This window comes from Janthinobacterium sp. BJB426 (genome assembly GCF_002735705.1).
Taxonomy (GTDB): domain Bacteria; phylum Pseudomonadota; class Gammaproteobacteria; order Burkholderiales; family Burkholderiaceae_D; genus Janthinobacterium.
On record NZ_PDZL01000015.1, the window covers coordinates 33508 to 53920 of the forward strand.

The window sequence follows — 20413 nt, forward strand, 5'->3', positions numbered from 1 at the left end:
GTCAGAGGAGTCCCAGTTTGGTGGCGCCCGCTTGCGGGGCTGGTTCCGGCACCGTGGCGCCCTTGAGCTTGATCGTCAGGCGCAGGTCGTTGACGGAGTCCGCATTGCGCAGCGCGTCTTCATAGCTGATGGCGCCCGCTTCGTGCAGGTCGAACAGGGCCTGGTCGAACGTCTGCATGCCGTGCTCGCGCGATTTTTTCATCAATTCCTTGATTTCGTGTACCTGGCCCTTGAAGATCAGGTCGCTCATCAGCGGCGAGTTGAGCAGGATTTCCAGCGCCGCCTTGCGCCCGCCGCCGTCCTTGTTCGGGATCAGGCGCTGCGAAATCATGCCCTTCAAATTCAGCGACAGGTCCATCAGCAACTGCTGGCGCCGCTCTTCGGGGAAGAAATTGATGATGCGGTCCAGCGCCTGGTTGGCGTTGTTGGCGTGCAAGGTTGCCAGGCACAGATGGCCCGTCTCGGCGAACGCGATGGCGTGGTCCATGGTGTCGCGGTCGCGGATTTCTCCGATCTGGATCACGTCGGGCGCCTGGCGCAAGGTGTTTTTCAGGGCCGTGGCCCAGTCGTCCGTATCGACGCCCACTTCGCGCTGGGTGACGATGCAGTTGCCGTGCGGATGGATGAATTCCACGGGGTCTTCGATGGTGATGATGTGGCCATGGCTGTGCGCGTTGCGGTGGCCCACCATGGCCGCCAGGGTGGTCGACTTGCCGCAGCCCGTGGCGCCCACCATGATGACGAGGCCGCGCTTGCTCATCACGATGTCTTGCAGGATGGCGGGCAAACCGAGCCCATCGAGGGTGGGAATGGCGGTATTGATCAATCGCAAGACCATGCCTGCCTGGCCCATCTGCACGAAGGCGGACACGCGGAAACGCCCGAGTCCCTCCGGGCTGATGGCGAAATTGGCTTCGCGGCTGGATTCAAACTCGGCCGCCTGGCGTTCGTTCATGACGGCGTGCACATAGCCGGCCGCCTGCTGCGCGGTTAACGCGCCGCCGGCCAGCGGCGTCAGCTTGCCGTCGAGCTTGATGGCGGCAGGAAAGCCGGCCGTGATGAACAGGTCGGAGCCGCCCCGTGCGCGCATCTGCGCCAGCAGCGCGTGCATGGCGCCATAGTGTTCGTGCGTCGTCTGCATGGCTTATCCGGGGAAGTTTTCAGGCGACTTGGCGGCCGAGCGGGCCGTTTCCGCCGAGATCATGCCGCGCCGCACCAGGTCGGAAAGGCACTGGTCCAGCGTTTGCATGCCCACATTGCTGCCCGTCTGGATGGCCGAATACATTTGCGCCACTTTCGCTTCGCGGATCAGGTTGCGCACGGCCGGCGTGGCCAGCATGATTTCATGCGCGGCTACGCGGCCCGCGCCATCCTTGGTTTTGAGCAAATTTTGCGAAATGACGGCTTGCAAGGATTCGGACAGCATGGCGCGCACCATTTCCTTTTCCTCGGCGGGGAAGACGTCGATGATGCGGTCGATCGATTTCGCCGCCGACGAGGTGTGCAGGGTGCCGAACACGAGGTGGCCCGTCTCGGCGGCCGTCAGCGCCAGGCGGATGGTTTCCAGGTCGCGCAATTCGCCCACTAAAATCACGTCCGGGTCTTCGCGCAAGGCCGAGCGCAGCGCATTGCTGAAAGAATGCGTGTGCGAACCGACTTCGCGCTGGTTGATCAGGCATTTCTTTGGTTCATGCACGAATTCGATCGGGTCTTCGATGGTCAGAATATGGTGGTGCAGGCGCTCGTTGACGTGGTTCACCATCGCCGCCAGGGTGGTCGACTTGCCGGAACCCGTCGGCCCCGTCACCAGCACGAGGCCGCGCGGACGCATGGCCAGCTCGCCGAAGATGCGCGGGGCGTTCAGCTCTTCCAGGGTCAGCACTTTCGACGGAATCGTGCGCAGCACGGCCGAGGCGCCCCGTTCCTGGTTGTAGGCGTTGACGCGGAAGCGGGCCAGGCCGGGAATCTCGAACGAGAAATCGCATTCCAGCGCTTCTTCATACGCCTTGCGTTGGCTGTCGTTCATGATGTCGTAGATCATGCCGTGCACTTCCTTGTGCTCGAGCGGCGCCACGTTCAGGCGGCGCACGTCGCCGTTGACCCGTATCATCGGCGGCAGGCCGGAGGACAGGTGCAGGTCGGAAGCCTTGTTGCTGACGGAGAAAGCGAGTAGTTCGGAAATGTCCATTTATAATCCCTGTGCCTGCATTGATGGGTTGGCGCACTGTGCCGCCGCCCCTATACACTAGAAAATGATTATGTCCACAATCGAACAGAACTTGCAAGCCGTGCGAGACAGTATTGCGCAGGCCGCCGCTGACGCGCAGCGCGCCCCGACCGACGTGACCCTGCTGGCCGTGTCGAAAACCTTCGGCGCGGACGCCGTGCTGGCAGCCATGCGCGCGGGACAGACGGCGTTTGGCGAAAACTACCTGCAGGAAGCGCTCGACAAGATTAGCGCCGTCAAGCTTGCGCTGCCGCAAGGCGCACCCGTTTGGCATTTCATCGGCCCCATCCAGAGCAACAAGACGCGTCCCATCGCCGAACATTTTGACTGGGTGCATACGGTGGAGCGGGAAAAGATCGCCGTGCGCCTGTCCGAGCAGCGCCCGGCCGGCTTGCCGGACCTGAATATCTGCCTGCAAGTCAATATCAGCGGCGAAGCCAGCAAGAGCGGCGTGACGCCATTTGACTTGCCGGCGCTGGCGCATGCCGTGGCGCAGCTGCCGCGTTTGCGCTTGCGCGGCCTGATGGCGATTCCCGAACCGGAAACGGATATCACGCTGCAGCGCGCTGCCTTTGCGCAATTGCGCGTGTTGTACGAACAATTGAAGGCCGAAGGGCTGGCGCTCGACACCCTGTCGATGGGCATGTCGGCCGACTTGCGCGCCGCCGTGCTGGAAGGCGCCACCATCGTGCGCGTGGGCAGCGCCATTTTCGGTTCCCGCAACTATTCCTGATGAAGAGAGAACAAGCATGACGACAGAATTGAATATCGCCTTTGTGGGCGGCGGCAACATGGCGGCAGCCCTGATCGCCGGCCTGGCCGGCAAGCTGACCCTGGGCGGCAACATCCACGTGATCGACCCGCATGCGCCCGCGCTGGAAAAACTGCAGGCGCAATTCGGCGTGACGACGGCGACCTCCGTCAGCGACGCGCTGCGCGGCGTGGACGTGATCGTGCTGGCCGTGAAGCCGCAAAGCATGCGTGAGGTGGCGGCGCAGTTGCTGCCTTTCCTCGACGGGGAACGGGCGCCATTGATCCTGTCGATCGCTGCCGGCATTCGCGCGCAAGACCTGTCGCGCTGGCTCGGCGATTATCCCGCCATCGTGCGCTGCATGCCGAACACGCCGGCCCTGATCGGCATGGGCATCACGGGCATGGTGGCCAGCGATGGCGTCAGCGAAGAACAGAAAAAGACGGCGGACGCCATCCTGCGCGCCGTCGGCCAGACCGTCTGGCTCGATGACGAAGCCAAGATCGACCCAGTGACGGCTGTGTCCGGCAGCGGTCCCGCCTATGTGTTTTACTTTATCGAAGCGATGCAGCAGGCGGCCGCCGAGCTGGGCTTGACGCCCGAGCAAGGCACGCAACTGGCGATTGCCACGTTTACGGGCGCGGCGCAGCTGGCGGCGAACTCCAGCGAACCCGTGTCCTTGCTGCGCGAGAGGGTCACGTCGAAAGGCGGCACAACGTATGCGGCGCTCACCAGCATGGAAGAGAGCGGCGTGAAGGCGGCCATCGTCAAGGGCATCAAGGCGGCCGCGCAGCGCGGGCGCGAGATGGGCGACGAGTTGTCCAGGTAATCAGATCACCTTGACGGCGCGGCCGATATACAGGATCGGCCCCGTCGGCCGGCCCGTCGGCGAACCGGTTGCCGGCTCCAGCGTGATTTCAAACAGTTGATCGGGCTGCAGCGGCGGCAGCTTGTCCAGGGTCAACTTGAGGCTTTGCCCCGGCTTGACCAGGCCCAGCGAGACAGGCGCACCCCAGTCCTTTCCCTTGGTCCAGAATTGCAGGGCTTTTTGCTGCGGCACGGTGGTCGGCCCCAGCGGGATCAGGCTCAGGTCGCGGTTCTTGCCGCCGCGTCCGCCCGCCTGCACGATCCAGCCCGGCGACTGGTCCTGCGGCGCCACCAGCACCACCAGATAGCCGGGGCCGCCTGGCGCCTGCAGCTGCACCGTGACCAGCACGGCCAGCGCGGCCGTGGCTGCGAGGCCGCCACCGGCCAATACTCGCCAGAAGGCCAGGCTGTTCCACCACGCTTGCCAGCCGCCCACTTGCCGCACGGCTTTCGGCGTGAACAGGCTGGCGCTGATGCGCGGCCATAGCTGGGCGGAGGGTGTTTCGGGCGGCGCCAGGGTCGTCAAGGGCAGCAAACGCTGTTCCCAGGCATCGATGGCATCGCGCAAGGCAGCGTCGCGCGGCAGGCGCTGTTCCACTTCCGCGCGCTCGGCCAGTTCCAATGTGCCCAGCACGTACTCGCTGGCCAGCCTGTGCAATTCCTCGTCGCTGTTGATCATCCCATGCACTCCCGCAAGGCGGTCAGGCCCCGCTTGACCCAGGCCTTGACGGTTCCCAGCGGCGCTTGCAGGCGCTGCGCGATTTCACTGTGGGAACAGCCATCGACGTAGGCATACAGGATGCTGTTGCGCTTGGATTCGTCCAGGTGGCCCAGGCAATCGTGCAGCTTGCCCATGTTCGCCTGAAGGGCGTAGGCGTCGCCGGCGTCGTCGCCGTGGCGTTGGTGCAGCAGGGTTTCCACGCTATCCTCGTCGGCCGATACTTCATGGGCGCGGGCGCGCGCCACGTTCAGCGCCTGGTGTCGCACCACCACATAGATCCAGCCCTTGCCGCTGCCGCGCGTGGCGTCGAAACTGCTGGCGCGGCGCCAGATATTCAGGAAGGCGTCGTGCAGCACGTCTTCGGCCAGAGCCCGCTGGCGCACGATGCGCAGGGCCACGCCCAGCAGGTAGCGGCTTTCCTGCTGGTACAGGCCATGCAATGCCTGCTGCTCGCCCCTGGCGCAGGCGCGCAGGGCGGCATCGTAATCGAACGGAGTGGCTAGGGTTGGCAAGGTCGGCGCAATCGTTGGAGTTGACGGTTAGCAAGTTTTCAAGACCGAGTATAGGCCAGAAACCGGCTTGCCAACCGTCGTTTTCACTGACTTATGCGGCTTTCCAAAAGATATAGTCAGCCTGGTAGGGTACCCATTGCCTGGCGCCGATGGACTCCATGCCGCAGGGGCTGCTTGGTGCCACGCCGCCGCTGGTGGCTACGCGCTGGATGTAGCTGACACCCTGCATGGCGCCGCTGCCCGTGGCAGGGTTGGCTTTCACCAACTGATACGGAATGTTGCCCGCGCCGGCCGGCGCCACGGCCACTTGTGTTGCCGTCACTTTCGAGCCGTCCAGGTTGGCCCAGGTGGCCGGTGGGCCGACATAGGTGCCGACTTGCATGCCGTTGCGGTCGTTCAAGGCCGCGTCCGGTCCCACGAAGACCCATTCATGGCCCGTCATGTCTTTCTTGGCCTTGCATTCGTAGGCGATCTTGCCCACGCCCACCGTTTGCATGGCAACCTGGTGGCCATCGGGCACCTTGACGGCGTTCGGCAATTGTTCCTGCGAATAGCGTGCGCTCATGGGGGCGCAGGCGCTCAGCAGCAGGGCGGCGCCCAGCACAGTGAGGGCGGGAATGGCGTGGCGTGGGGCGGTGAAGGCAAGCATGGCGAACTCCTGGTAGTTGGCTCAACCGGCTGGTTGATACCATTACTACACATGGGTCTGCCATTTGGATGCAGCCAGCTGAAAATATTTTAGTCCGGCGTTTCTTTCTTGCGGAAACGCTGCATCAGCGCCATCACGACGGGCAGGGCGGTGGTGGCATGCTTGAGCAGCGCGCCGCTGGCCCGCAGCAGCGGCAGGAAACGGCGCGGGCGCACCAGCAGCAAGCCCAGCACGGCGCCCCCTATCATCAGGGGAATTTTGAAGCGCGTGGCCAGGGTGTGGCGCAGATTGCCGCCCGTGAGCGGTTCCAGCAACTGGCGCGTCTGCACGCCCAGGGCCAGCCGCTGCAGCGCGCATTCGGCCAGCAGGGCGTCGCGCCGCTGCGCCAGGCTGGCGGCCGTGTGCACATGCGACAACTTGGTGGGATGCGTGGTCATGGCCGCTCCGATCCCCGGCGCGCCAGCAATTGCAGCTCGTCCAGGTCTTTGTTCAGTTCGGAAAGTGTGAAGGACAGCAGTTTCGGCTTGCTGCGGAAACTGGCGCGTACGCCCAGCAGGGTGGCGATGGCGGCGACGATGAAGACGGCGGCCGTGATGGCGATGGCGGCGATGCGGTGCGTATCCCAGAACAGCACGATGACGAGGAACACGATCAATACGAGGCCGACAAACAGGCACAGCAGTGCCAGCATGGCCAGCGCCAGATAGGACAGGAAGCGCAGCGACTCTTCTTCCATTTCCACGGCCGCCAGGGCCAGACGGGTCTGGACGATGGCGGCGAGGGTCGCTGCGACTTGGGCGACATGGTGCACGATAGCCATATGCTGCCTTTCGCGTCAGGAGACGGCCAAGGCCGTCGGTACTGTCTAGCGGCGTGACGAGGAAAGCAGCAGGCCGAACAGCACGCCGACGACGGCGCCCGCGCCCACGGCTTTCCAGGGATTGTCCTGCACGTATTCGTCGGTGGCCTTGGCCGCCTTCTTGGTACGTTCGAGCAAGTCTTCTTCCAGCTTGATCAAGTCTTTCTTGGCCGTTTCCAGCGTGGCGATGAACTTGTCCTTGACGGCTTTGACATTCTCGCCCGTCTGATCCTTGGCGCCATCGAGCCAGCCTTCCGCTTCATTGATGACGGTTTTCAAGTCGCCGACCAGTTTGTCGCGGGCCTTGTCGGCGTCGGCGAGGATGCTGTCGCTGCTGGATTTTCCGGTATGTATCGAGCTCATGTATTACCTCATGGAAGTGAAACTGCACAGTGAAATACCAGTGTAGGCAACTGCGGCCAGGCTAGTCTTGCGCCGCCTCAAGGGCTACTGCGGCGCAAGGGTCATTGCTTAACGGAAAGCAAAGTCCAGTGCCACGCCCGCAAACACCGCCGCTCCTAGCCAGTTATTATGCCGGAATGCCGCAAAACACGGCATACGCTCGCGTGCGCGGATCAGGGTGTAGTGGTAAACGGCGCAACCGGCCGCAACTACCAGGCCCGCGACGAACCAGTAACGCAAGCCCAGATACCAGCCGCAGGCCAGCCACAGCAGCAGGAAAACGGCATAGCAGAACATGACGATGGCCACGTCGTAGCGGCCAAAGGTGATGGCTGACGTCTTGATGCCGATTTTTAAGTCGTCATCGCGGTCGACCATCGCGTATTCCGTATCGTAGGCCACGGCCCAGAAGACATTGCCCAGCAGCAGCAGCCAGGCGACGACGGGCACGGCATCCGTGATGGCGGCAAAGCCCATGGGGATGCCGAAACCGAAGGCGATACCCAGATACGCTTGCGGGATGGCAAAGAAGCGCTTGAAGTAGGGATAGGTGCCGGCGATGATGACGGCGGCCACGGACAGCTGCTTGGTCAGCGCATTCAAGGGCAGGATCAGGCAAAAGGCCAGCACGGTCAGCACGCCGGCCACGGCCAGCGCTTCCTTGCCGCTGATGCGTCCGCTGGTGATGGGGCGCTCGGCCGTGCGCTTGACGAATTTGTCGATATCCTGGTCCGCGTAGTCGTTGATGGCGCAGCCAGCCGAGCGCATCAGGAAAGTGCCAAGAGTGAAGATGAGTAGCAGCCGCCAGTCCGGCACGCCCTGCTGCGCCAGCCACAGCGCGCACAGGGTCGGCCACAGCAGCAATACGGTACCGATAGGCTTGTCCAGCCGTATCAGGCGGAAATACAGCGCCAGCTTGTTCATGGAAGACTCGATCTTGTTGAAGAGAAAGGTCGATTATCGCAAATAGTATGTAAATGTACTATTTTGCGCCTGGGGCGCTAGTCGTCGTCTTCGCAGAGCGGCGTTATTCCAGGCAAGTTGCAGCTGGCGATGGCCGCGCACAGGGCGTCGATGGCGGCCTTGCGCGTAAAACTCTTGCGCCACAGCATGACCACCCGGCGCGATGGCACGGGGGCGGCGAAGGGCCGGTATTCGAGCATGCCGTCGGTGGCGTGCATATTGGCGACGGAGGCGCGCGGCAAGACCGTCAGGCCGATGCCGCTGGCCACCATGTGGCGGATAGTTTCCAGCGAGGAACCTTCGAAGGTGCGCTGCATGCCGTTGCCGGGCGAGGAAAAACGCGCCATTTCGGGGCACACTTCCAGCACCTGGTCGCGGAAACAGTGACCATTGCCCAGCAGCAGCATGGTTTCCGATTTCAAGTCTTGCGCGGCGATTTTCTCGCGCGCCGTCCACGGATGCTGGCGCGGCATGGCGACGACGAACGGTTCGTCATACAGTTCCTGCATGGCCATGCCATGGTCGGGCAGGGGCAGGGCCATGATGGCCACGTCCAGCTCGCCCTGGCGCAGCAATTCGAGCAGGCGAACCGTGAAGTTTTCCTGCAAGATCAAGGGCATCTGCGGTACCTGGTCTATCATGGCCTTGACCAGGGGCGGCAGCAGGTAGGGGCCGATCGTGTAGATCACGCCCAGGCGCAGGGGGCCGGCCAGCGGGTCCTTGTTCTGCTTGGCGAGTTCCTTGATGGCGGCCGTCTGTTCCAGCACGCGCTCGGCTTGCGCAATGATCTGCGCGCCCAGGGGCGTGACGGAGATTTCCGCGCCGCCCCGTTCGAACAGGACCACGCCCAATTCGTCTTCGAGTTTCTTGATGGCCACTGACAGGGTGGGCTGGGCAACGAAGCAGGCTTCGGCGGCATGGCCGAAGTGCTTCGCTCGCGCGACTGCAACGATATATTTCAGTTCAGTCAGTGTCATAGGTTGATTGAAACACAGGAAGTGCTTACTTGCAATGAATGAAAGGTGGCGCAAACGTGAAACTGTGGCGCCGATGGCGTATTGTAGCGGATCGCCCCCTATAATGCGGGACCGGGCAGCGAAGGGAGACGGCGATGGAATTGCAGATGCAGGCGCTGGAAGCGGCAATCAATTATTGGCGTGCCAGGCAACCGGCGCGCGGCAATGAATACGCGCTGTCGCCGCCCGTCAGCCGCCTGGCCGGCGTGTATGCGCTGATGATTTACTACCGGCAAGATCGCATCGCCGAAGAGGGCCTGGAGCCGGCCATCCTGGCCTTGATCGACGCCTGGCGCCGCGATGCCGGCGGCATCCAAGGCGATAGCCACGCCTGAGCGTGACCATATTTAACCCTACAAGAGATATTCATGCCTGATTTTGAAAACAAACTGTGCGGCCGTGACGAATTGCGCGCCCGCGCCGCGGCCCTGCCGAAACCGGTGGTGGTGACGAACGGCGTGTTCGACATTTTGCACCGTGGCCACGTGACGTATCTGGCGCAGGCGCGCGCGCTGGGCGCTTCGCTGATCGTTGCCGTGAATACCGATGCTTCGGTGAAACGCCTGGGCAAGGGCGATGACCGCCCCCTGAACAACTGCGAAGACCGCATGGCCGTGCTGGCCGCATTGGAAGCGGTGAGCCTGGTGGTGCCGTTCTCGGAAGACAGTGCCCTGGAAGTGGTGCAGGATATCGAGCCGGAAATCTATGCCAAGGGCGGCGACTACGACATGGCGGCCATTCCCGAAGGCAAGGCCGTGCTCGCATATGGCGGCCAGGCCGTGGCCATCGATTTCGAGCACGACCGCTCGACCACCAAGCTGTTGACGAAAGTGCGGACGCAGCAAGGCTGAGGAAGCTCGTCAATGTTTCCATACAGATAAAAAGACGTTACTATGAGAACTGCTAGGGCTGCGACTTCGTTTCGACAGCCCCAGCACGTTACACCGTCTGAATGCATTGCTAGTCATAGAAAATAAATGGATCATAAAACTTCTGGGGATTGGCCACTGCCCTCCGGCGCCTGGCACGTGGATGACGAGGGCGCGTGGAGCATGCAGCGCAGCGCGGACGGCCAGAACGTCTCGCCCTTGGTGAGCCATGCCGATATCGGCAAGCTGATGCATGCGCGGCGCCTGCCCGTAGCGGCCGGCGCGTCCGTGCGGCAGTTTCCGCCCGAATTTGCGTTCGACCCCGCCTCGGGCGCGGCCTTGCAAGTGCCGCCCGACGCGGCCGCCATGTCGCCCTGGGTGCCGCCCTACGGCGCCTATCCCGTCAGCGACGTGCCGCCAACCGGCCCGGCCGGCTTGCGCCAGGCCAGCGTACCCCTGAAACTGGCCGACCAGCGCGCGCGTGAAGAGCATGCGCAGGCCGATGCCTCGCTGCCCATGCCGCCGCCCGGCGAATACGAATTCTTTTCCGCCCAGTTCGGCACCAGCGCTGCCGCGCTGCTGGCGCTCGAACCGCGCAAGGCCGTCTTGCACGCCTGGCTGCCCGCCTCGAAACGCTGGCTGGCGCTGGATCCCGACTATGGCAGCCTGCTGGCCGAATCGGACCTGGCCCACGGCGCCTGGCGCGCCGAGCTGGTGCCGGAGTTCAATAGCGTGCTGGTCTTGCCGACCAGTCATGGTCTGGCCTGCATCCGTCCCGACGTGCCATCGCTGACCTACGTGGTCGAGCATGTGGGCGGCGCGCCATGCGTGGCCGCGCCCGTCTGGTTCCAGAACCGCCTGTGGGCGCCCCTGCGCGACGACGATGGCCGCATCCGCTTCGTCAACCTTGATGCGCAACAAAAGCCGGGCAGCGACGTGCTGCTCGACGGCGTGCTCGACCTAGGCACCGTCAGCGCCCCCGTCGCCTACAACCGCATGGCCGTGTGGCCTTGCGCCAACGGCCAGCTGCGCCTGCAATTGCAGCCGGATGGCAACGTGGCCGCCTCGTTCACACCGTGGCCCGAAGGGCTGGTGCCGCATTTCGAATTCGGCAGCCCGTACGTGTCGCGCGATGGCGGCCTGTGGCAGCTGTGCTTCGAGCGCAGCCGCGGCACCTATGTCTACGTGAAACTGGGCGCGCAGTCCGAGCGGGCCGACGCGCTGGCGCCGCGCCTGTGTTCGGGCAGCTTCAATTACCGCTTCGCCACCAAGCTGAAAACGGCGCCGTGGGAAGAGCCGGAACACGGCGACGATGGCGGCAAGAATCAGGCCGTCATGCCGCTGCTGGAGTCAAGCGGCGGCAACAGCGTCTTTGGCGTGAAGTTCGCTACCAGCGCCGGCCTGTCGAGCGTGCTGCGCTCGAACGAGCGCCTGGCGGCCCAGCTGGTGCAGGACGATGAGTTGCGCGAAACCGTGTTTCATACCTTTGCCGTCAGCGAGCCGTGGCGGGTGCGCCTGTTTGTGCATGAAGGCACCTTGTGGGCGTATCACCCCTTGTTGTCGCGCATCGATGGCTGGGCCTTGCAGGCATGAAAACGCGCGCCCTGATCGCGGCCGGCGCCGCCTTGCTCGCCTTCGCCACCGCCAGCGTGCAGGCGGCCGGCATCCAGCAAGCGTTCCTCGTGCAAAACTCGGGCTGGATGGAGCCGTTCTATACGGATGAGCATTCGCAGCTGAAAGCCCTGGTGGGCGCCGTGGCGCAGGCCGCCACGAGCCCGTCCGACAAGGTCTACACGCTGGCCTTCAGCCAGAGCAGCGGCGCGCACGTGTCGCCGTCGCTGCTGGGGCAAGGGCAGGGCGGCGCCGGCGTGGCGGGCCAGCTGGCCAATCTCGGCCTGGCGCGCAAGAGCGCCGGCGGCGCGCTGGCCGACACGGATTTCCAGGAAGCCGTCACCAAGACCATCACGGGCCCGTTCCAGTCCGCCTCCGGCATCGTGTGGATTTTTACCAATAACAAGAACAGCCCCAACAACGACAGCCAGACGGCCGAGCGCAACCGCGACTTTTACCGCCTGCTGCACCTGGAACCGTCGATCACCAAGACGGTGGTGTTTCCGTTGCGCATGCCCGTGCAGGGCAAGCTGTACAGCGCCAAGGGCTTGATGGTGTATGCGCTCGCGTATGGCCAGCCGGCGTCCGAGGCTTTGACCCGCATCCTGGCAGAAGGGCGCTTGTCGCAAGTGCTGACGCGCCCGCCCGCCCGCCTGAAACCGGTGGACCAGGATGCCGTGCGCATCGTGCCCCAGTCCGTCAAGAACAGCGCCAATGTGCACGCCAGCCTGGGCCGCGACGGGCGCACCATCGTCCTCGACGTCGATGCGGCCAACCTGGTGCCGCAAGTGGTGCTGCAGGCGTCCCTGCAAAACATGTTTTTCCCGTACGTGATCGACAGCGCCAGGGTGCACGCCAGTCTGGCGGGCCAGAATGCGCCCCTGCACGTTGCGCCAGATCAAATCCGCCAGCTGCAGCCGGGCGCCAGCCAGTCCGTGCAGGTACAGTTTGCGCTGCCGATGGCGCAGATTCCGTCGCCGTGGTCGGCGCAGGCGATTGCCGCCATGGGCAAGCAGGTGATGCTGCCGATGCAGGCGCAGGTGGGCCTGTCGGAACAGCGGCTGGCGCTGGCGTCCAGTTTTGGCAAGGATTTGCAGGAACTGTTCCCTGGCGACCCGATATCCAGCATGTTCACGCCGCCCGACAGCGTGCGCGCGTCGCAGGCGACGATACCGCTGCTGGTGCGCATCCAGTATCCGCTGCTGCCCGTGCTGGTGATCCTCGGCGGCGTGCTGGCGCTGGTGCTGGGTTTGCTGGCGCTGGGCCTGGTCAGCACGCGCGCCACGCGCTACAAGGTGCTGGCCGACGGCGTGCAGCGGCAAGTGCTGTTGAAACCATTCAAGAGCGTGCAGATCCGCGATGATGACGGCCGAGATATTGGCGAACTCAAGCGGGGTATGGGCAAGCCGGCCGTCGTGCGCGTGGCCGAAGGCCATACCCTGAGCCTGGCCTGATCACGATTTCCTTTTAAACTATTCAAATCCACCAGAGGCATACCATGGCGCAAGAGACTCCTAAAGACAACACAGGTTTTACCCTGCCGGCCCCGGCGTCCGCTCCACCCGCCGCGGACGCACCGGCCGCCAGCGCAGCCGCTACCACCGCAACGACCGAACCTGCGCCCGCGCTCGATCCTGTCAGCACGACCGATACCTCGTCGCGCGACACCCTGGTCGGCGGCGTCGTGCTGTTGCTGCTGTTCATCGCTTTTTTCTTTGCCAAGAATGCCTATGCGAATGGCCTGGTGGCCAAGCGCGTGCCGCCGAACAAGGCTAATGCCTCGGGCTGGTGGCTGTTCATCTTCCTGGCCAGCCTGGCGACCGGTGTCGTGCTGGCCGCCGTGAACGCGCATAAATTCCTCGCGCCATTGTTCATGGGACCGCTGGTGCTGGTGGGTCTGGTCGCCCTGTTGCTGACATTCACCTCGAGCCGCCGCTAAGAGCACGCCGTAACACGCATCATCGAAGGAACCACCATGGCAGAGAACCTGAACCAAACCATCACCGGCGGCGCCAGCGAGCGCAAGCAGGACAAGATCATCGAACTGCGCCCGACCCTGTTCATCGGCATCGGCGGCACGGGCATGCAGGTGCTGATGCGCGTGCGCCGGCGTATCCTCAACACCCTGTGGGGCGGCGCGGGCAACCGCACGCGCATCGAGGGCTTGGCCGACTTTCCCATCGCGCAATTCATCCATTTCGACCTCGACAATGGCGCCGTGATCGAAAGCGGCGAGTCGCAGGCGAAGGACTTGCAGTTCGACCAGGTGAAGTTCACGGACGACGACAAGGTGGTCGAATCGTTCGACATGGACAAGTACAGCCGCGATGAAGATTCCTTGGAGAAATATCCGCACATTAAGGAGTGGCTGCCGCTGACGCCGCAGCGCATCCGCGAACTGCGTTTCGACATGAGCAGCGGCGCCGGCCAGATCCGCGCCGTGTCGCGCCTGTATTTCTTCGATAAATATGCAAAAATCCGCGACAAGATCCGCTTGAAGCTGAAAGCGTTGAAGGCGGGCCTGTCGCACGAGCGCCAGCTGGCCGAGCTGGGTTTGCGCATGGAAACGAACCGTTTCCGCATCGTCATCGTCGGCTCCGTCGCGGGCGGCACGGGTTCCGGTTCCTTCCTGGACATGGGCTTGCTGGCGCGCTGGCTGGCGCGCAGCGAAGTGGGCGCGGCCGACGTCGAGCTGATGCTGTTCTTGCCGACCGGCTACACCAAGGCCAACAAGGACCGGGTCGAGGCCAACGGTTACGCGGCGCTGATGGAGCTGGAATCGGCGATGATGGGCAACAAGGGCTATGTTGGACGCTGGGATGCGTATGACCGCCCGGAACTGACGCGCGAGCCGTACAGCGAGGTTTACCTGATCGATTCGGGCAACCTTGCCCAGCAGCACACCAAGGATGTCAGCGACGTCTACCATATGGTGGCCGATTCGCTGTTCGAGGATTTCGCCTCGGCCGACTTCGCGCGCGCCAAGCGTTCGATCGCCGTCAACCAGGCGCAGCACAAGAATTCGCTGTACAACGCGCCCGTGCCGCAAGACCGCTTCGGCGACATGCGCCTGTATTTCTCGAAGCGCTTTTCCTCGTTCGGCATGGCCGTGCTCGATACGCGCCAGGAAGCGGCGCGCGACGAGCGGGCTCACCGCTGGGCCGGCGCCATGCTGCAAGCGTTCTTTGGCGTGGGCGGCACGGATGCGGGCGCCAACCGGGCCACGGATACGCAGCGCGATAATTTCCTCGCTGCCAATATGTTCCTGAAGGGCACGCCGTTCAGCGATTTCCCCGAGTTTTCCGACAAGAGCATCGAACTGAAGCGTTCCAGCGGCGACTTCATCGATTTCCGCGTCGTCGACGAATTGCTGGAAGACCGCCACGGCCACTTGCTGGCCGGCGTGGAAAACCGGGTCAATACGCGCATCAACGATATCCGCACGGGCTTCGACCGCAGCGAATGGCCGGCTCAGGTGCGCGACGCCATGAAACACCTGGAACGCGACGCCGTGCGCGACCAGGATTCCACGGCCGACACGACGGAAGACCGCATCAGCAAGCGCCGCCGCGAAGTGCTGGAAGACGTCAAGAAAGTCGTGCGAGACCAGCTGTATGGCTACCTGGACAACAAGGAATTCGGCGGCCTGGAATACGTGCTGTCGCTGGTGGAGCAGATCAAGGACCGCATCGAGGCGCCGGGCAGCGGCTTGACGGCGCAGATCGGCAACAATGCCGAGCGCTATCGCGAAATCAAGGAAGCCGTGCGCTCGCGCGAGTACGAGCGCCTGTTGAACAACCTGGAGCAGACGCGCAGCACCTTCGGTTTCCTCAGCAATGGCGAAAAGCAGGCCGGCGTGGTGATGGATCATTTGCGCACGGAAATGGCGAATGCCCTGAAATTCCATTTGCGCGCCAAGGCGGCGGACGAGTCCGTCATCCTGCTGGGCGAACTGTCGCGCTGGCTGGGCAACCGTATCGGCGTCGACGCGCAAGGCCGCGCCCAGTGGAATGGCCTGGTGGGCGAGCTGCAAACGGGCCGCGAAGGCGTGCTGGCCATGCTGGCGGAACTCAAAACGGCCAATACCATCCTGCAGAAGGACCTGGACAAGGAACACGCGACCCTGATCGTCATTCCCGTCACGGAAAAAGATATTGCGCTGCCATCGGCGGCCACCTTGCGCCAGTGGGCCGATGAAGCGTTCAAGGACATGGGCGGCTCGAAAGCCCTGTTCCCCATGTTGGCCGAACCGGCGCAGCGGGGCTTGATCCTGGCCAAGGTCACGCGCATGGCCGAAAACATGATCGCCACGGCGGGCTTGACCGAAGGGGCGACGAGCACGCCCGACCCGCTGTTCGAGGCGCTGGAACAGATGGATGTATCCGAACGCCTGGACCGCTTCCGCAAGTTGCTGGCCTGCTCCATGCCATGGATCGACGCCAACATGGCGGGCGATTTCACGGTCGTGTCGGACCAGTTCAAGTGCGTGATCGGTGTGGCCAACGCAGCCGCCTTCAAGGCGAAATTCGGCGCCGAGCTCGAATCGTGCGTGCCGACCCAGGTGGGCATCACGGTGAGCCAGCTGGAAATCGTCGAGACGGGTATCCGCGGGCGCGCCGTCTGCTATTGCGAGCTGGCCGGCGTGCCGATGACGGTGCTGCGCGGCCTGGAAGGCTGGCGCACCAGTTACCGCAAGGAAGGCGATAACGACAAGGCGCCGACCCACACGCACATCGATCCAACGCAATTCACGCACCCGATCGCGCCGAACACGGACGAGATGAAGCGCCTGGCGGAAGACTTCGGCGAGTTCCTGCAAGCGATCATGCTGGGCGTGCTGACGCGCCACACGGGACGCGTCGTGCCGCCGGGCCAGTACCAGTTTGCCGTCGAACCGGGCGACTTGCGCCGCATCGGCAACGAACGGGCCGTCCGCCAGAACGGCATGCCCGCCTCGTACGAGAAAAATATCGCGCTGCGCATCGAGGAAAAATTGACGGCGCTTGATGCTGTGCAGACGGCGGCCATGGCGGCGCTGGCAAAATACTATGAGCGGGGCGTGTATGCGCCCAAGCTGGTGGCGCAGGCCGACGGCTCGCAGCTGCCCTACATCGGCTTTGGCAGCGCCATTTCCGCCGAAGTGGGCGCGCGTCTGCGCGAGTCGGCGCGCCGCAAGGGCATGGCCAGCGATGAACTCGACCGCACGGTGCAAGCCTTGCTGGGCCGCCTGAAGGAGTGGGCGAACGTCATCGGCGACTCCGACAGCGATGCATACGACTGGGAAGTGCGCGAGCCGGAAGCGGACGGCCAGCCCCGTTTGAAATATGCGATCAAGGGGGAAATGCTGGAAGCGGGGCGCCTCGAGCAATTGCTGCGCCCGGCCGGCGCGGCCGCTGCCCCGGCGGCAACCGCGTTCGGCATGGCGCCGCCACCGCTGGGCGGCATGCCGCCGCCGCTGGTGGAATACCAGTATTTTCTGGGCATAAACGGCCAGCAGCAGGGACCGTTCACGGCCCAGCAGATCGTGCAATACGTGCAGGCGGGACAGGTCGTGCCAGCCACCACCAAGGTGTGGCGCGCCGGCTTGCCGGCCTGGGCCGACCTGGCCCAGTTCCCCGAACTGGCGCCCTTGTTCCTCAGCGCGCCGCCACCGTTGATGCCGCCGCCTCTGTGAACGCTGGAATGACGTTGGAATGAAGGATTAGTTTTGGATATCTGCAACAAATGCAAGACGGGCCTGTGGACCGTTGTCAGCCATTGCCCGTACTGTGGCCACGCGGTGGCTGGCGCGGCCAGGCCAGCTGTGGCCGTGCCACCTCCGCTGCCCGTGCCGCCGCCAGTAGCGTCCAAGCCGCCGCCCGTGCCGGTGGCGCCCGCGCCGAAGCCGAAACCAGCGCCGGTGCCGGTGTCCGCACCGGCGGCCGTGCCGCCGCCAGCGCCGTCTAAGCCGGCCCAGCCGAAAGCCGTGCCCAAGCCCGTGCCGGCAGCGCCACCGGCATCAACCGAACGGTCATCGCCGCCGCGCAAGTGGCTGCGCTGGCTGGGCGGCATCGCCGCGCTGGCAGCCGTCATCGTCTACATGAATGGCAAGCCGGGCGGCAAGAATGAATCGGCCTGCAATGACGCCATCGACAGCGGCCTGAAACTGGTGGCAAATGGCAGCCTGGACGGCGCCCGCCAGAAGCTGGCGACGGCAAAGAATGTGTGTACGGGCAAGTCCAGCGCCAAGGCGGACGATTTGCAGGCGGCGATCGGCAAGGCCGGCGCCGCATCGGGCGGTTGCCAGCGCGGCGTGCGCGCCATCGAGCGCAATATTGATGGGCATCAATTGCAAAGCGCCGCCAGGGGCATTGCCGCGCTTGACGCCGATTGCGCGGGCGCATCGAGCGTGGATTCCTTGCGCAAGCAGCTGGCGCGCCAGCAGGCGGCAGCCGCGTCCGTGCTGGTGGGCGTGCGCCAGGCGCTCGATGGCAAGGATGCGACGGCGGCAAGAAATGGCATCGCCCGGCTGGAAGCCATCGACCGCGAAGCGGTGGAATTGCCGCAGTTGAAGGCCGATGTGCAGGCACTGTCTGCGGCAGCGGAGCCTGCCCCGGCACCCGTGGAAACGGCACCGGCCCGCGTCGTGCCAACGGAACCTGCGCCCGCGCGCGCGGTCGAACGTCCAGCGGTGGCCGAACGCCGTCCGCCGGAAACGCCGTCCGTCGATAGCGGCGCGGCCATGCGTAACGAAATGGCGCAATCGTTCTTGCGCGACGCCGAGCGTTCTTTGCTGGAAGGTAAGTTCGATGCGGCGAAGACGTATCTGGAAAGCGCGCGTCGCGTCGATCCGGGCAATGCGCGCATCGACAATCTGTCGCGCCGCATCCGCGAGCGCGAACGGCAAGTGCTGCAGACGGAAACAACGATCAATTAGAAATCTGGGAAATCATCATGCTGAATCACACCACCTTGCGGACGGCCGCTGCGCTGACCATCGCCGCCATGCTGGCCGGCTGCGCCACGGCGCCGATGAGCCCGAACGGCGTGCGCCAGGACGCTTCCTATCCGCAAGGTGGAAGCCAGGCGGCCACGGATGAGGACCCGTGCAGCGTAGGCACGACGGCCGCGGCCGGCGCGGCCGTGGGGGCGCTGCTGGGTGCGCTGGCCGGCGGCAAGAATGGCGCGCTGAAGGGCGCGGCCATCGGCGGCGGCCTGGCGGCGGCCGGTTGCCTGGCCATCAATGTCAATTCGCGCCAGACCAAGACGGCGGCGCAGGCGGACCGCGACTACATCCGCACACGCGGCGCACTGCCGCGCGAACCGCAAGTGGTGTCGTACACGCCGCAGCTGAGCGCGTCGACCGTCAAGCGCGGCCAGCCGTTCAAGGTGAATTCGGTGGTGGAGTTGGTCAACGGCAGCGCGCAAAGCGTCAACGACGTGCGTGAAGAGCTGGTGGTGCTCGACCCGCAAGGCCAGCCATTCAAGTCCGGTTCGAAATCCCTGGCCAGCAACAACAAGTCGGGCGGGCGCTTTGAAAACTCGTTCGAGCTGACCTTGCCGGCCGGCGTGTCGCAGGGCGTGTATGGCGTCAAGACGAATTTGTACGTGAACGGCAAGCTGGCCGCCACGCGCGACTTGCGCACGCAACTGGTGATGCTGGATGCGGACGGTGCCGCGCCGCAGTTGGCGCAGCGTTAAGCTCCCCCAGAGTAGCCGTGCTGGCGCCAAGCCTCGTAGACGACCACGGCCACCGTATTCGACAGATTCAAACTGCGGTTATCGGGGCGCATCGGCAGGCGGATGCGTTGCTCGGCAGGAAAACCGTCGCGCAGGGCCGGATCGAGGCCTTTTGTTTCCGAGCCGAACACGAACACGTCGCCCGGGAGGAAGGCCACGTCGCCGAACGGGCGCGAGCCGCGCGTCGTCATGGCGAACATGCGGGCCGGGTCGGGCTGGGTATCGGCCAGGAACGCGTCCCAGTTCTTGTGCACCTTCATCTTGGCGTAATCGTGGTAATCGAGGCCGGCGCGCTTCATCTTGGCATCGTCGAGCGGAAAGCCCAGCGGTTCGACCAGATGCAGCTGCGCGCCCGTGTTTGCGCACAGGCGGATGACGTTGCCCGTATTGGGCGGGATTTCAGGTTCTACCAAAACAACGTGAAACAAAATGCTCTCCTCATATATATAACTAATTCAATGCGGCGGCGTGCGCGCCACCACCAATATGCTGACCCTGGCTGCGCCTGCGCTCTTGCAGGCGGCCGCCAGCGCGTTGACGGTATGGCCGCTGCTCATCACGTCGTCGACGATGCCGACATGGCACCCTTGCAATGACGGCGCGTGTTCCGGCGCGATGGCGAACGCGTGCGCCAGGTTGGCTTGCCGTTCTTGCGGCGCCACGCCGCTTTGCGCCCGGGTTTCGCGCACCCGCTGCGCCAGGCGGGGCTGTAAAGGCACGTCCAGCAGGCGCGCCAGCGGGCGGGCAATTTCCAGCGCCTGATTAAAACCCCGTTCGGCCAGCCGGGCCGGGCCCAGCGGCACGGGACATAGCAGTTGCGGCACCTCCCAAGCTGGTTGTTGTTGAATGGCAACATGCAGCAGCTTTGCCAACAGGGGCGCCAGCGCCAGGCGCGCGCCGAATTTCAGTTGCAGCAGTAACTGGTCGACGGGCGCCGCATAGTCAAACGCCGTGACGGTGGCGTCATACGCGGGGCGCTGGCGCAGACAGCGTCCGCACAGTGTTGCCACATCGTCGAGCGGATTGGCGCACTGGCGGCAGCGGGGGCGCAGCAGACCCAGATACTGCGCGCGGCAGGGCGGGCACAGCACTTGCGGGCAGCCGATGCCGCACAGCGCGCACTGGGCCGGCAGCACCGTGGCGCCCAGCCACTGGCGCAGCGCCTGCCAGGCGGCCTCAAGGCGGAGTTGGGTGGCCGTCCGCATCGCGATGGCGTCGTTCCATGTACACTGCCGACATTATCTCAC

At 64.4% G+C, this 20413-nt stretch carries 22 protein-coding genes; 10 read left to right on the forward strand and 12 right to left on the reverse strand.

Annotated features, from left to right (window positions below):
* Position 1: 1 nt before the first annotated feature.
* Together CSQ93_RS21005 and CSQ93_RS21010 are read right to left on the reverse strand one after the other, a co-directional pair.
* Complete coding sequence (locus CSQ93_RS21005) at positions 2-1141, reverse strand: PilT/PilU family type 4a pilus ATPase (RefSeq protein WP_442778342.1); 1140 nt, start codon at positions 1139-1141, stop codon at positions 2-4.
* A gap of 3 nt (positions 1142-1144) precedes the next feature.
* Positions 1145-2188: a type IV pilus twitching motility protein PilT gene (locus tag CSQ93_RS21010; RefSeq protein ID WP_099379716.1), complete on the reverse strand. Its 1044-nt coding sequence runs from the start codon at positions 2186-2188 to the stop codon at positions 1145-1147.
* Between the two features lie 70 nt (positions 2189-2258).
* Between CSQ93_RS21010 and CSQ93_RS21015 the strand changes: the two genes are divergently transcribed.
* Together CSQ93_RS21015 and proC are read left to right on the forward strand one after the other, a co-directional pair.
* Positions 2259-2960 carry a YggS family pyridoxal phosphate-dependent enzyme gene (locus CSQ93_RS21015; protein ID WP_099379717.1) on the forward strand — a complete coding sequence of 234 codons (702 nt, stop codon included), beginning with the start codon at positions 2259-2261 and terminating at the stop codon, positions 2958-2960.
* 16 nt (positions 2961-2976) lie between these two features.
* Positions 2977-3807 (forward strand): pyrroline-5-carboxylate reductase, encoded by an 831-nt coding sequence (proC, locus tag CSQ93_RS21020; protein WP_099379718.1) that lies wholly within the window; start codon positions 2977-2979, stop codon positions 3805-3807.
* Here proC and CSQ93_RS21025 read toward each other — a convergent pair whose 3' ends face one another.
* From CSQ93_RS21025 to CSQ93_RS21060, 8 genes are all read right to left on the reverse strand, one after another.
* Positions 3808-4524 carry an anti-sigma factor gene (locus CSQ93_RS21025; protein ID WP_099379719.1) on the reverse strand — a complete coding sequence of 239 codons (717 nt, stop codon included), beginning with the start codon at positions 4522-4524 and terminating at the stop codon, positions 3808-3810.
* Positions 4521-5078: a sigma-70 family RNA polymerase sigma factor gene (locus CSQ93_RS21030; RefSeq protein ID WP_199534471.1), complete on the reverse strand. Its 558-nt coding sequence runs from the start codon at positions 5076-5078 to the stop codon at positions 4521-4523. Before CSQ93_RS21030 ends, CSQ93_RS21025 begins: the two co-directional genes overlap by 4 nt.
* 91 nt (positions 5079-5169) lie before the next feature.
* Entirely contained in the window at positions 5170-5727 is a 558-nt protein-coding gene (locus CSQ93_RS21035) for a DUF3455 domain-containing protein (RefSeq protein WP_099379721.1), read from the reverse strand.
* Between the two features lie 89 nt (positions 5728-5816).
* Entirely contained in the window at positions 5817-6164 is a 348-nt protein-coding gene (locus CSQ93_RS21040; protein ID WP_099379722.1) for a hypothetical protein, read from the reverse strand.
* Entirely contained in the window at positions 6161-6547 is a 387-nt protein-coding gene (locus CSQ93_RS21045; RefSeq protein ID WP_046683403.1) for a phage holin family protein, read from the reverse strand. Before CSQ93_RS21045 ends, CSQ93_RS21040 begins: the two co-directional genes overlap by 4 nt.
* A 45-nt stretch (positions 6548-6592) precedes the next feature.
* Positions 6593-6949 carry a glycine zipper domain-containing protein gene (locus tag CSQ93_RS21050; RefSeq protein WP_046683402.1) on the reverse strand — a complete coding sequence of 119 codons (357 nt, stop codon included), beginning with the start codon at positions 6947-6949 and terminating at the stop codon, positions 6593-6595.
* A 108-nt stretch (positions 6950-7057) separates the two neighbouring features.
* Positions 7058-7912 carry a 4-hydroxybenzoate octaprenyltransferase gene (gene ubiA, locus CSQ93_RS21055; protein ID WP_099379723.1) on the reverse strand — a complete coding sequence of 285 codons (855 nt, stop codon included), beginning with the start codon at positions 7910-7912 and terminating at the stop codon, positions 7058-7060.
* Positions 7913-7989: 77 nt separating this feature from the next.
* A complete protein-coding gene (locus tag CSQ93_RS21060; protein ID WP_099379724.1) occupies positions 7990-8928 on the reverse strand; it encodes a hydrogen peroxide-inducible genes activator in 939 nt (312 codons plus the stop codon).
* A 134-nt stretch (positions 8929-9062) separates the two neighbouring features.
* On the opposite strand from CSQ93_RS21060, the gene CSQ93_RS21065 reads away from it, so the two are divergent.
* From CSQ93_RS21065 to CSQ93_RS28980, 8 genes are all read left to right on the forward strand, one after another.
* A complete protein-coding gene (locus CSQ93_RS21065; RefSeq protein WP_099379725.1) occupies positions 9063-9302 on the forward strand; it encodes a DUF3717 domain-containing protein in 240 nt (79 codons plus the stop codon).
* A 33-nt stretch (positions 9303-9335) separates the two neighbouring features.
* On the forward strand, positions 9336-9818 hold the full coding sequence (gene rfaE2, locus CSQ93_RS21070) for a D-glycero-beta-D-manno-heptose 1-phosphate adenylyltransferase (protein ID WP_035824719.1): 483 nt from the start codon (positions 9336-9338) through the stop codon (positions 9816-9818).
* Between the two features lie 126 nt (positions 9819-9944).
* Entirely contained in the window at positions 9945-11429 is a 1485-nt protein-coding gene (locus CSQ93_RS21075) for a hypothetical protein (RefSeq protein ID WP_158301310.1), read from the forward strand.
* Positions 11426-12901 (forward strand): hypothetical protein, encoded by a 1476-nt coding sequence (locus tag CSQ93_RS21080; protein ID WP_099379727.1) that lies wholly within the window; start codon positions 11426-11428, stop codon positions 12899-12901. The genes CSQ93_RS21075 and CSQ93_RS21080 overlap by 4 nt, the downstream gene beginning before the upstream one ends.
* A 44-nt stretch (positions 12902-12945) precedes the next feature.
* Positions 12946-13386, forward strand: coding sequence for a hypothetical protein (locus CSQ93_RS21085; RefSeq protein WP_099379728.1), 441 nt, complete (start codon positions 12946-12948; stop codon positions 13384-13386).
* A 36-nt stretch (positions 13387-13422) separates the two neighbouring features.
* Complete coding sequence (locus CSQ93_RS21090; RefSeq protein ID WP_099379729.1) at positions 13423-17121, forward strand: tubulin-like doman-containing protein; 3699 nt, start codon at positions 13423-13425, stop codon at positions 17119-17121.
* 33 nt (positions 17122-17154) lie between these two features.
* Entirely contained in the window at positions 17155-18363 is a 1209-nt protein-coding gene (locus tag CSQ93_RS21095) for a hypothetical protein (protein ID WP_099379730.1), read from the forward strand.
* Between the two features lie 17 nt (positions 18364-18380).
* A complete protein-coding gene (locus CSQ93_RS28980) occupies positions 18381-19127 on the forward strand; it encodes a hypothetical protein (RefSeq protein ID WP_158301311.1) in 747 nt (248 codons plus the stop codon).
* Here the strand turns inward: CSQ93_RS28980 and trmL are convergent.
* Positions 19124-19594, reverse strand: coding sequence for a tRNA (uridine(34)/cytosine(34)/5-carboxymethylaminomethyluridine(34)-2'-O)-methyltransferase TrmL (trmL, locus tag CSQ93_RS21105; RefSeq protein WP_099379732.1), 471 nt, complete (start codon positions 19592-19594; stop codon positions 19124-19126). The genes CSQ93_RS28980 and trmL overlap by 4 nt on opposite strands.
* Positions 19595-19621: 27 nt before the next feature.
* Positions 19622-20371 carry a ComF family protein gene (locus CSQ93_RS21110; protein ID WP_099379733.1) on the reverse strand — a complete coding sequence of 250 codons (750 nt, stop codon included), beginning with the start codon at positions 20369-20371 and terminating at the stop codon, positions 19622-19624.
* Positions 20372-20413: the final 42 nt, after the last annotated feature.

Coding starts and splice junctions, on each gene's coding strand:
- CSQ93_RS21005 (WP_442778342.1), bottom strand. CDS start 1,141: ATGCAGACGACGCACGAACACTATGGCGCCATGCACGCGCTGCTGGCG.
- CSQ93_RS21010 (WP_099379716.1), bottom strand. CDS start 2,188: ATGGACATTTCCGAACTACTCGCTTTCTCCGTCAGCAACAAGGCTTCC.
- CSQ93_RS21015 (WP_099379717.1), top strand. CDS start 2,259: ATGTCCACAATCGAACAGAACTTGCAAGCCGTGCGAGACAGTATTGCG.
- proC (WP_099379718.1), top strand. CDS start 2,977: ATGACGACAGAATTGAATATCGCCTTTGTGGGCGGCGGCAACATGGCG.
- CSQ93_RS21025 (WP_099379719.1), bottom strand. CDS start 4,524: ATGATCAACAGCGACGAGGAATTGCACAGGCTGGCCAGCGAGTACGTG.
- CSQ93_RS21035 (WP_099379721.1), bottom strand. CDS start 5,727: ATGCTTGCCTTCACCGCCCCACGCCACGCCATTCCCGCCCTCACTGTG.
- CSQ93_RS21040 (WP_099379722.1), bottom strand. CDS start 6,164: ATGACCACGCATCCCACCAAGTTGTCGCATGTGCACACGGCCGCCAGC.
- CSQ93_RS21045 (WP_046683403.1), bottom strand. CDS start 6,547: ATGGCTATCGTGCACCATGTCGCCCAAGTCGCAGCGACCCTCGCCGCC.
- CSQ93_RS21050 (WP_046683402.1), bottom strand. CDS start 6,949: ATGAGCTCGATACATACCGGAAAATCCAGCAGCGACAGCATCCTCGCC.
- ubiA (WP_099379723.1), bottom strand. CDS start 7,912: ATGAACAAGCTGGCGCTGTATTTCCGCCTGATACGGCTGGACAAGCCT.
- CSQ93_RS21060 (WP_099379724.1), bottom strand. CDS start 8,928: ATGACACTGACTGAACTGAAATATATCGTTGCAGTCGCGCGAGCGAAG.
- CSQ93_RS21065 (WP_099379725.1), top strand. CDS start 9,063: ATGGAATTGCAGATGCAGGCGCTGGAAGCGGCAATCAATTATTGGCGT.
- rfaE2 (WP_035824719.1), top strand. CDS start 9,336: ATGCCTGATTTTGAAAACAAACTGTGCGGCCGTGACGAATTGCGCGCC.
- CSQ93_RS21075 (WP_158301310.1), top strand. CDS start 9,945: ATGGATCATAAAACTTCTGGGGATTGGCCACTGCCCTCCGGCGCCTGG.
- CSQ93_RS21080 (WP_099379727.1), top strand. CDS start 11,426: ATGAAAACGCGCGCCCTGATCGCGGCCGGCGCCGCCTTGCTCGCCTTC.
- CSQ93_RS21085 (WP_099379728.1), top strand. CDS start 12,946: ATGGCGCAAGAGACTCCTAAAGACAACACAGGTTTTACCCTGCCGGCC.
- CSQ93_RS21090 (WP_099379729.1), top strand. CDS start 13,423: ATGGCAGAGAACCTGAACCAAACCATCACCGGCGGCGCCAGCGAGCGC.
- CSQ93_RS28980 (WP_158301311.1), top strand. CDS start 18,381: ATGCTGAATCACACCACCTTGCGGACGGCCGCTGCGCTGACCATCGCC.
- CSQ93_RS21110 (WP_099379733.1), bottom strand. CDS start 20,371: ATGCGGACGGCCACCCAACTCCGCCTTGAGGCCGCCTGGCAGGCGCTG.